Annotated in this window: 7 protein-coding genes and 1 pseudogene; all 8 read right to left on the bottom strand. The window is 59.8% G+C overall.

Annotation, left to right across the window (positions count from 1 at the left end; genetic code table 11):
* A pseudogene (locus VGO12_RS12725) lies at positions 1-1,425 on the bottom strand (DNA-directed RNA polymerase subunit beta'); the annotation flags it as partial.
* A 184-nt stretch (positions 1,426-1,609) separates the two neighbouring features.
* The gene (gene rpoB / locus VGO12_RS12720) at positions 1,610-5,749 is read right to left on the bottom strand and encodes a DNA-directed RNA polymerase subunit beta (RefSeq protein WP_327513117.1); all 4,140 of its coding nucleotides are present in this window, start codon (positions 5,747-5,749) and stop codon (positions 1,610-1,612) included.
* A gap of 267 nt (positions 5,750-6,016) precedes the next feature.
* Positions 6,017-6,394: a 50S ribosomal protein L7/L12 gene (gene rplL / locus VGO12_RS12715; protein WP_077961508.1), complete on the bottom strand. Its 378-nt coding sequence runs from the start codon at positions 6,392-6,394 to the stop codon at positions 6,017-6,019.
* 58 nt (positions 6,395-6,452) lie between these two features.
* Positions 6,453-6,971, bottom strand: a complete 519-nt coding sequence (gene rplJ, locus VGO12_RS12710; RefSeq protein WP_327513116.1) for a 50S ribosomal protein L10 — start codon at positions 6,969-6,971, stop codon at positions 6,453-6,455.
* Between the two features lie 330 nt (positions 6,972-7,301).
* Positions 7,302-8,000 carry a 50S ribosomal protein L1 gene (gene rplA / locus VGO12_RS12705; protein ID WP_327513115.1) on the bottom strand — a complete coding sequence of 233 codons (699 nt, stop codon included), beginning with the start codon at positions 7,998-8,000 and terminating at the stop codon, positions 7,302-7,304.
* A gap of 4 nt (positions 8,001-8,004) precedes the next feature.
* Complete coding sequence (gene rplK / locus VGO12_RS12700; RefSeq protein ID WP_275023486.1) at positions 8,005-8,436, bottom strand: 50S ribosomal protein L11; 432 nt, start codon at positions 8,434-8,436, stop codon at positions 8,005-8,007.
* A gap of 211 nt (positions 8,437-8,647) precedes the next feature.
* Positions 8,648-9,178, bottom strand: coding sequence for a transcription termination/antitermination protein NusG (gene nusG / locus VGO12_RS12695; RefSeq protein ID WP_034795476.1), 531 nt, complete (start codon positions 9,176-9,178; stop codon positions 8,648-8,650).
* 16 nt (positions 9,179-9,194) lie between these two features.
* Positions 9,195-9,395, bottom strand: a complete 201-nt coding sequence (gene secE / locus VGO12_RS12690) for a preprotein translocase subunit SecE (RefSeq protein ID WP_034795473.1) — start codon at positions 9,393-9,395, stop codon at positions 9,195-9,197.
* Positions 9,396-9,523 lie beyond the last annotated feature (128 nt).

Here is a 9,523-nt window from a genome sequence, read left to right as displayed (position 1 = left end):
CGACAGCGGCACGTGAACGGCCATCTGGTCACCGTCGAAGTCGGCGTTGAAGGCCGTGCAGACGAGCGGGTGCAGCTGGATCGCCTTGCCTTCGACCAGGGTGGGTTCGAAGGCCTGGATGCCCAGGCGGTGCAGCGTCGGAGCGCGGTTTAGCAGAACCGGGTGCTCGCGGATGACCTCGTCGAGGATATCCCAGACTTCCGGCTTTTCCTTTTCGACCAGCTTCTTGGCCTGCTTGACGGTCGAGGAGTAACCCTTGGCGTCGAGGCGGGCGTAGATGAACGGCTTGAACAGCTCGAGCGCCATCTTCTTCGGAAGACCGCACTGGTGCAGCTTCAGTTCCGGACCGGTCACGATAACCGAACGGCCGGAATAGTCGACGCGCTTGCCGAGCAGGTTCTGGCGGAAGCGGCCCTGCTTGCCCTTGAGCATGTCGGACAGCGACTTCAGCGGACGCTTGTTGGCACCGGTGATGACGCGGCCGCGACGGCCGTTGTCGAACAGCGCGTCCACAGATTCCTGCAGCATGCGCTTTTCGTTGCGGATGATGATGCCCGGAGCGCGCAGTTCGATCAGGCGCTTCAGACGGTTGTTACGGTTGATCACGCGGCGGTACAGATCGTTCAGATCCGACGTCGCGAAACGGCCGCCGTCGAGCGGGACGAGCGGGCGCAGATCCGGCGGGATCACCGGAACGACCTTCATGATCATCCATTCCGGACGGTTGCCGGATTCCATGAAGTTCTCGACGATCTTCAGGCGCTTCATCAGCTTCTTCTGCTTCAGATCCGAAGTCGTCTCCGCGAGCTCGGCGCGCAGATCGCCAGCGATCTTCTCCAGATTCATCGAAGCGAGCATTTCATAGATCGCTTCAGCGCCGATCATGGCCGTGAACTGATCTTCGCCGAACTCATCGACGGCGAGCATGTAGTCTTCTTCGCTGAGGAGCTGATTTTCCTTCAGCGACGTCAGACCGGGCTCGGTCACGATGTAGTTTTCGAAGTACAGAACGCGTTCCACATCCTTCAGCGTCATGTCGAGCAGCGTCGAGATGCGCGAAGGCAGCGACTTCAGGAACCAGATGTGGGCAACGGGAGCGGCGAGCTCGATGTGGCCCATGCGCTCACGGCGAACGCGCGACAGCGTGACTTCGACGCCGCACTTTTCGCAGATGATGCCCTTGTACTTCATGCGCTTGTACTTGCCGCACAGGCATTCGTAATCCTTGATCGGACCGAAAATACGGGCGCAGAAAAGACCATCGCGTTCCGGCTTGAACGTGCGGTAGTTGATCGTCTCCGGCTTCTTGATCTCACCGTAAGACCAGGAAAGAATCTTCTCCGGCGAGGCGATCGAAATCCGGATGGAATCGAAGGTCTGTGCAGGCACCTGCGGATTGAAAAGATTCATGACCTCTTGGTTCATGCCTGTCTCCTTTACGGGCTTTACGCCCTGAGCTTGGCGAGGGTGCCGGCAAATCCCGGGCGCCGGCCCCTGCCCCTTAAACAGCTAAAACCGCATTGGCTGCGGCTTCGTTCCTGCCGGAGACGTCACCGTCTCCAGGCGGAAACGGTGCGCGCCGCTTGGGCGGCACGCACCTTGGGTCTCTTTACTCGGCTGCGTCCGGCAACTGTGCCGCGCCGGCCTCGTCGACCTTCGAGTTTTCGAGCTCGACCGAAAGGCCCAGCGAGCGCATTTCCTTGACGAGAACGTTGAAGCTCTCCGGAATGCCCGCTTCGAAGGTGTCGTCGCCACGGACGATCGCTTCGTAGACCTTGGTACGACCGGCAACGTCGTCCGACTTGACCGTCAGCATTTCCTGCAGGGTGTAGGCCGCGCCGTAAGCTTCCAGCGCCCAGACCTCCATTTCCCCGAAGCGCTGACCGCCGAACTGCGCCTTACCGCCCAGCGGCTGCTGGGTGACGAGCGAGTACGGGCCGATCGAACGGGCGTGGATCTTGTCGTCGACAAGGTGGTTGAGCTTCAGCATGTAGATGTAGCCCACGGTCACCTGACGGTCGAACTGATCACCGGTACGGCCGTCGTAAAGCGTCGACTGACCGGTTACCTTGAGGCCCGCCTGCTCCAGCATCTCGTTGACGTCGGCTTCGACAGCACCGTCGAAGACCGGCGTTGCGATCGAGACGCCGCGACGGGTCTGCTCGGCCAGGCGCACGATCGACTCGTCGTCGTACTGCTTGATCGGCTCGCCCTTCGGGCCCGACCCGATGACGCTGTCGATGGTGTCGCGCAGCGGCTTGATGTCTTCGCCCGCCTTGTAGGCGTCGAGCATCGCACCGATCTTCTTGCCCATGCCGGCGCAAGCCCAGCCAAGATGGGTTTCGAGGATCTGGCCGACGTTCATGCGCGAAGGCACGCCGAGCGGGTTCAGAACGACGTCGACATGCGTACCGTCTTCCAGGAACGGCATGTCTTCGATCGGCACGATGCGCGACACGACACCCTTGTTGCCGTGACGGCCGGCCATCTTGTCGCCCGGCTGGATCTTGCGCTTAACAGCAACGAAGACCTTGACCATCTTCATGACGCCCGGAGGCATTTCGTCGCCGCGCTGGACCTTCTCGACCTTGTCCATGAAGCGCTGTTCAAGGCGCGACTTGGATTCGTCGTACTGGGCGCGCAGAGCTTCGATCTCGCCCTGAGCCTTTTCGTCTTCGACGGCGAACATCCACCACTGCGAGCGGGGGTATTCGCTGACGACGAGGTTCGAAAGCTCGGTGCCCTTCTTGAAGCCCTTCGGACCGGCAACGGCCGTGTGGCCACGCAGCATGTCGACGAGACGTGCATAGACGTTGCGGTCAAGGATCGCCTGTTCGTCGTCGCGGTCCTTGGCGAGGCGTTCGATTTCCTCGCGCTCGATCGCCATCGCGCGCTCGTCCTTCTCAACGCCGTGGCGGTTGAAGACGCGAACTTCGACGACGGTGCCGAAGGTGCCCGGAGGCATGCGCATGGACGTGTCACGGACGTCGGAGGCCTTCTCGCCGAAGATGGCGCGCAGAAGCTTTTCTTCCGGCGTCATCGGGCTTTCGCCCTTCGGCGTGATCTTGCCGACGAGAATGTCACCCGGCTGAACCTCAGCACCGATATAAACGATACCGGCTTCGTCGAGGTTGCGCAGCGCTTCTTCCGAAACGTTCGGAATGTCGCGGGTGATTTCTTCCGGACCCAGCTTCGTGTCACGCGCCATCACTTCGAATTCTTCGATGTGGATGGAGGTGAACACGTCGTCGCGCACGATCCGCTCGGAAAGCAGGATCGAGTCTTCGTAGTTGTAACCGTTCCAGGGCATGAACGCGACGAGCGCGTTGCGGCCGAGGGCCAGGTCACCGAGGTCGGTCGACGGACCGTCAGCGATGATGTCGCCCTTGTTCAGGATGTCACCGACGGTGACCAGCGGGCGCTGGTTGACGCAGGTGTTCTGGTTCGAACGCTGGAACTTCTGCAGACGGTAGATATCGACGCCCGACTTCGACGGATCGAGGTCTTCGGTGGCGCGGATAACGATACGGGTCGCGTCAACCTGGTCGACGACACCGCCACGACGGGCTGCAATTGCAGCGCCGGAGTCACGGGCAACGACCGGCTCCATGCCGGTGCCGACGAACGGCACTTCGGCGCGCAGCAGCGGCACGGCCTGACGCTGCATGTTCGAGCCCATCAGTGCGCGGTTGGCGTCGTCGTTCTCGAGGAACGGGATGAGCGCCGCGGCGACCGAAACGAGCTGCTTCGGCGAAACGTCCATCAGATTGATGTTGTCGCGCGGCGCCAGCATAACTTCGCCGGAGTGACGGCAAACAACGAACTCTTCAGCGAACGAACCGTCGCTCTCGAGAACCGAGTTTGCCTGGGCGACGTGATACTTCGCCTCTTCCATGGCCGAGAGATAGACGACGTCGTTCGTCACCTTGCCGTCGACGATCTTGCGGTACGGGCTCTCGATGAAGCCGTACTTGTTGACGCGGGCGAAGGTTGCAAGCGAGTTGATCAGACCGATGTTCGGGCCTTCCGGCGTTTCGATCGGGCAAATACGGCCGTAGTGGGTCGGGTGAACGTCGCGGACTTCGAAGCCGGCGCGCTCGCGGGTCAGACCACCCGGGCCAAGTGCCGAGAGACGGCGCTTGTGGGTGATTTCCGAAAGCGGGTTCACCTGGTCCATGAACTGCGACAGCTGCGACGAGCCGAAGAATTCGCGGACGGCTGCGGCTGCCGGCTTGGCGTTGATCAGGTCCTGCGGCATGACGGTGTCGATTTCGATCGACGACATGCGTTCCTTGATCGCGCGCTCCATGCGGAGCAGACCAAGGCGGTACTGGTTTTCCATCAACTCGCCGACCGAACGAACACGGCGGTTGCCGAGGTTGTCGATGTCGTCGATCTCGCCCTTGCCGTCGCGCAGCTCGACGAGCATCTTGACGACGGCCAGGATGTCTTCCTTGCGAAGAATGCGAACGGTGTCAGCGACTTCGAGGTCGAGGCGCATGTTCATCTTGACGCGGCCGACGGCCGAGAGGTCGTAACGCTCGGCATCGAAGAACAGCGTGTTGAACATGGCTTCCGCGGAATCCATGGTCGGCGGTTCGCCCGGACGCATCACGCGGTAGATATCGAACAGAGCGTCCTGACGGTTCTCGTTCTTGTCCACGGTCAGCGTGTTGCGGATGTAGGCGCCGACATTGATATGGTCGATGTCGAGAACCGGGATTTCGTCGAAACCGGCCGACAGAATGACGGGAAGCGTCTTCTCGTCGATCTCGTCACCTGCCTCGAGGTAGATCTCACCGGTGGCGAAGTTAACGACGTCTTCGGCGAGATAATTGCCGTAGAGGTCATCATTGGTCGCCTTGAGCGCCTTCAGACCCTTGTCCTGCAGCTGGCGCAGCAGGCGCGGGGTCAGCTTCTTGCCGGACTCGACAACGACTTCGCCGGTGTCGGCGTCGATCATGTCGGCGAGCGTCTTCTGGCCCTTGAGCGCATCCGGCTGGAACGGCACGCGCCAGCCTTCGCCGTCGCGCTGGTAGAGCGACTTCGTGTAGAAGGTGTCGAGGATCTCTTCACCGTCCATGCCGAGCGCCATCAGCAGCGACGTCACCGGAATCTTGCGGCGGCGGTCGATACGGGCGTGCACGATATCCTTGGCGTCGAACTCGATGTCGAGCCAGGAACCGCGATACGGGATGACGCGGGCTGCGAAGAGCAGCTTGCCCGACGAGTGGCTCTTGCCCTTGTCGTGGTCAAAGAAAACGCCCGGCGAACGGTGCATCTGCGAAACGATGACGCGCTCGGTGCCGTTGACGATAAAGGTACCGTTGTCGGTCATGAGCGGCATGTCGCCCATGTAGACGTTCTGTTCCTTGATGTCCTTGATCGACTTCGCGCCGGTATCCTCATCGATATCGAACACGATGAGGCGCAGCGTCACCTTGAGCGGCGCTGCGTAGGTCAGATCGCGCTGACGGCATTCCTCGACGTCGAACTTCGGCGGCTCGAACTCGTAGGAAACGAATTCGAGCATCGATGCGCCCGAGAAATCCTTGATCGGGAAAACCGACTTGAAAACAGCTTGGAGCCCCTCGTCAGGGCGACCGCCCTTGGGCTCTTCAACCATCAGAAACTGGTCGTAGGATGCCTTTTGAACCTCGATGAGGTTCGGCATTTCTGCGACTTCTGGAATTTTACCAAAAAACTTGCGTACGCGCCTGCGACCGTTAAACGAAAGGGTCTGAGCCATCGTCGCTCCTTGTCAATCTTGCATCCGGGCCTGCAACGGACGGGAACCGATGGCCAGTCGACCCCGTCAATCAATGAGTTGTTCAATCTCGTCCAACTAACGGAAAACGCTCAGCGCGGATTGCTGTGCTGCCTTCCGTTCGAGACCATCCTCTTGAAGAACCCATTACCCAAAAGCCGTTTTTCGACAGGCTTTTGGGTAATATGTTCTAAAAACGGTCAAAGAGAGGCGGCCTGAAAAGGCCACCTCCCCTTGCATGTAGCCGAATTACTTGACGTCAACCTTGGCGCCAGCTTCTTCGAGCTTCTTCTTGAGGTCAGCAGCTTCAGCCTTGGAAACTGCTTCCTTGACCGGCTTCGGAGCGCCTTCGACGAGGTCCTTGGCTTCCTTGAGGCCGAGGCCGGTGATAGCGCGGACTTCCTTGATGACGTTGATCTTGTTGGCGCCAGCGTCAACGAGGATTACGTCGAATTCGGTCTTTTCTTCTTCAGCAGCAGCCGGAGCAGCGCCGCCGCCAGCAGCAGCAACAGCTACCGGTGCAGCAGCCGAAACGCCCCACTTCTCTTCGAGCAGCTTGGAAAGCTCAGCAGCTTCCAGGACGGTCAGCGAGGAGAGGTCTTCAACGATCTTTGCGAGATCAGCCATTTTACTTTTCCTTTTGTTCGGTTCGAACTGGTTTTAAATACAACAGCGAAAATCCGCCTTAGGCGGCTTCGTCCTTCTTGGCATAGGCCGAGAACACGCGAGCAAGCTGGCTTGCCGGTGCCTGTACAACCGTTGCGACGCGGGTTGCCGGGGCATTGAGAAGGCCCAGCAGCTTTGCGCGCAGCTCGTCGAGCGAAGGCAGGGTCGCGAGCGACTTGACTGCTTCGGCGTTGAGCGTGGTCGTGCCCATGGCGCCACCGAGAACAACGAGCTTGTCGTTGGTCTTGGCGAAATCCATGACAACCTTAGGAGCCGTGATCGGGTCTTCGCTGTATGCGATCAGCGTCTGACCCTTGAAGAGATCTGTCATCCCTTCCGACTCGGTGCCCTGAAGAGCGATCTTGGCCAGGCGGTTTTTCGCGACTTTGACGGTGCCGCCAGCAGCGCGCATCTTCGAACGGAAGTCGTTCATCTGCGCAACTGTGACACCAGCATAGTGGGCCACGACAACCGAACCGGAAGCCTTGAAGACTTCGTTCAGCTCCGTGACGAATTCGCGTTTTTCCGCTCTTTCCACTGTCTGTCTCCAGTAGACAGGGTTGCAATAATGCAGCCCTGCCGGGTTTGCCTTTGTCACCCGAGATCGAGGCTCGATCCCACGTAACGCTTAAGGATCCTGTCCCTTGGCGTTCCCGGAAGAGCCGGGTCTGACACAAGGCAAGCGAGGTTCGAACCGAATTTCGACGCCTCCGGCGCCATGGTGAAATTCAGATCTTACCCGTCTCATGCAGGCCGAAGTGATTAAGGTAAAACCACCCGCAATCTCGGACAGGAGTTCCGGATCGAAATCCGGATTTCCGGCCCCGAAGGGCCGGAAATTCTTGCTCGGGCCGAAGCCCGGATATGATTAGGCGACGCTCAGCGTGGCGGGGTCGATCTTCAGACCCGGGCCCATCGTCGACGAAATCGCGACGCGCTTCACGTAGTTGCCCTTGGCGCCCGTCGGCTTTGCCTTGATGACGGCATCAGCGAACGCGCGGATGTTTTCTTCGAGAGCCTTGGCGTCGAACGAAGCCTTGCCAATGCCGGCGTGAACGATACCGGCCTTTTCGACGCGGAACTCGACAGCGCCGCCCTTGGATGCCTTGACAGCACCGGCAACGTCCATGGTGACCGTTCCGACCTTCGGGTTCGGCATCATGCCGCGCGGGCCGAGAACCTTACCGAGACGGCCGACGAGCGGCATCATGTCCGGGGTCGCAATGCAACGATCGAAATCGATCTTGCCGCCCTGGACGATTTCCACCAGCTCTTCAGCGCCAACGACGTCAGCACCAGCAGCCTTGGCTTCGTCAGCCTTGGCGCCACGTGCGAAAACAGCGACGCGAACCGAGCGGCCGGTGCCGTTCGGCAGGTTGACAACGCCGCGGACCATCTGGTCGGCGTGGCGCGGGTCGACGCCGAGGTTCATCGCGACTTCGATGGTCTCGTCGAACTTGGCAGTCGCACGGTCCTTGACCAGCGATACGGCTTCGGTGAGGCCGTAGATCTTCGTCGGGTCGACGCCCTCGCGGGACTTCTGTACTCGCTTTGCAATCTTCGCCATGGTCTTAGCCTACCACTTCCAGGCCCATAGCGCGGGCAGAGCCCTCGATCATGGCCATTGCGCCGTCGATATCGGCAGCATTGAGATCCTTCATCTTGGCTTCGGCGATCGACTTGATCTGAGCCTTGGTGAGCTTGCCGGCCGAACCGCCCTTGCCGGGGGTCTTCGAACCGGACTGGATCTTCGCTTCCTTCTTCAGGAAGTAGCTGACCGGCGGCTGCTTCATGACGAAGGTGAAGGACTTGTCCTGGTAATAGGTGATGACGACCGGAATCGGCATACCCTTTTCCATTTCCTGCGTGGCGGCATTGAACGCCTTGCAGAATTCCATGATGTTAATGCCACGCTGACCAAGCGCAGGACCGATCGGCGGGGACGGATTGGCCGACCCAGCCTTCACCTGCAGCTTGAGCTGGCCTGCAACTTTCTTAGCCATTTCTCTCTGCCTTTTCTGAAATCCTCAGGCGACGGAGCGCACCGGGGATCTGTTATGCCGGTTTCCCGACCATTGCCGACCCTTAAGGCCGGCGGCTGCGGTTGCGTGGTGCGGGACTTCCGAACCCGGCTAAGGCCGGCACCCTTCCACGCGCATGCGGATTTCTCCGCCAGAACGGGCCGAAGCCCGCCCTATCTCTGTCAAGGCCTTATCAGACCTTCTCGACCTGACCGTATTCCAGCTCGACCGGCGTCGCGCGGCCGAAGATCGAAACTTCGACCTTGAGGCGTGAACGCTCTTCGTCGACGTCCTGAACGACACCGTTGAACGAAGCGAACGGACCGTCCGAAACGCGAACCTGCTCGCCGATTTCAAACGAAACCGACGGCTTCGGACGCTCGACACCATCCTGGACCTGGCCAAGGATGCGCTCGGCTTCATGGTCCGGGATCGGAACCGGCTTGCTGTCGGTCCCGAGGAAACCGGTCACCTTCGGCGTGTTCTTGATAAGGTGGAACGCCTCATCCGTCAGGTTGGCGCGAACCAGAACGTAGCCCGGGAAGAACTTGCGCTCGGCATCGACCTTGCGGCCACGACGCACTTCGACAACCTTCTCGGTCGGCACCAGAATCTTCTCGAACAGATGCTCGAGACCCTTCTGCTTGGCCTTTTCCTCGATCGATTCAGCGACCTTCTTTTCGAAGTTCGAATAGGCGTGAACAATATACCAGCGCGCTGCCATGCTACTCTCCACCCAATCAAGCACCAACGTTGAGGATGAGGCCGATCGCCCAACCCATCAACTGGTCCGCAGCAAAGAAGAAGGCAGCGGCAAAAAAGACCATGACAAAAACCATCAGCGTCGAGATCATCGTCTCACGCCGGGAAGGCCAAGTTACTTTCGACGTCTCAGAGCGTACCTGCTGCAGAAACGTTACCGGATTCGTTTTGGATGCCATGTAATGCTCACGCCATTACGGCGCGTAAAGCCGATGATTCAGCCCCACGCACCGCGTGTCTGTTTGGACCCTACATAAAGACCGATTCCAAAAACCACAAGAGCCAATCAGTCTTTTCTGTGAATTTC

This window comes from Ensifer sp. (genome assembly GCF_035999135.1).
GTDB lineage: Bacteria > Pseudomonadota > Alphaproteobacteria > Rhizobiales > Rhizobiaceae > Ensifer.
This window is presented reverse-complemented; position numbering and strand designations above follow the sequence as displayed.

Coding starts and splice junctions, on each gene's coding strand:
- rpoB (WP_327513117.1), bottom strand. CDS start 5,749: ATGGCTCAGACCCTTTCGTTTAACGGTCGCAGGCGCGTACGCAAGTTT.
- rplL (WP_077961508.1), bottom strand. CDS start 6,394: ATGGCTGATCTCGCAAAGATCGTTGAAGACCTCTCCTCGCTGACCGTC.
- rplA (WP_327513115.1), bottom strand. CDS start 8,000: ATGGCGAAGATTGCAAAGCGAGTACAGAAGTCCCGCGAGGGCGTCGAC.
- rplK (WP_275023486.1), bottom strand. CDS start 8,436: ATGGCTAAGAAAGTTGCAGGCCAGCTCAAGCTGCAGGTGAAGGCTGGG.
- nusG (WP_034795476.1), bottom strand. CDS start 9,178: ATGGCAGCGCGCTGGTATATTGTTCACGCCTATTCGAACTTCGAAAAG.
- secE (WP_034795473.1), bottom strand. CDS start 9,395: ATGGCATCCAAAACGAATCCGGTAACGTTTCTGCAGCAGGTACGCTCT.